The 275-nt window shown below is 56.7% G+C and carries 1 pseudogene; it reads left to right on the top strand.

The window, feature by feature from the left end:
• Positions 1 to 198, top strand: a pseudogene (locus tag NXT09_RS22420) (ABC transporter substrate-binding protein); the annotation flags it as partial.
• Positions 199 to 275 lie beyond the last annotated feature (77 nt).

Genomic DNA, 275 nt, shown 5'->3' with positions numbered 1-275 from the left:
CTTTCCAGCCATGCCGCCGCGCTGTACACCAAATACAAAGAGATCGTGACTATTCCTGGCGTTGAACAGTCCAAAGCCGCGCAAATGGCGGGGCTGCCGGCCGATCTCACACACGTACTCTACCCCGTGGACTTTACCAAAAGCGCCAGCGATCGTGACGCCACACTGGCAACCTGGCAAAAATCCATCGGCCGGTAACGGCCTGTATTCGCAGTAAAGGCAGCCGCGCAAAATCTGTTTAGCGTCGCGGCAGCCGTCATTAAGAGGTCGCATTC

It is taken from the genome of Pectobacterium jejuense (assembly GCF_026800125.1).
GTDB classification, from domain to species: Bacteria; Pseudomonadota; Gammaproteobacteria; order Enterobacterales; family Enterobacteriaceae; genus Pectobacterium; species Pectobacterium jejuense.
This window is presented reverse-complemented; position numbering and strand designations above follow the sequence as displayed.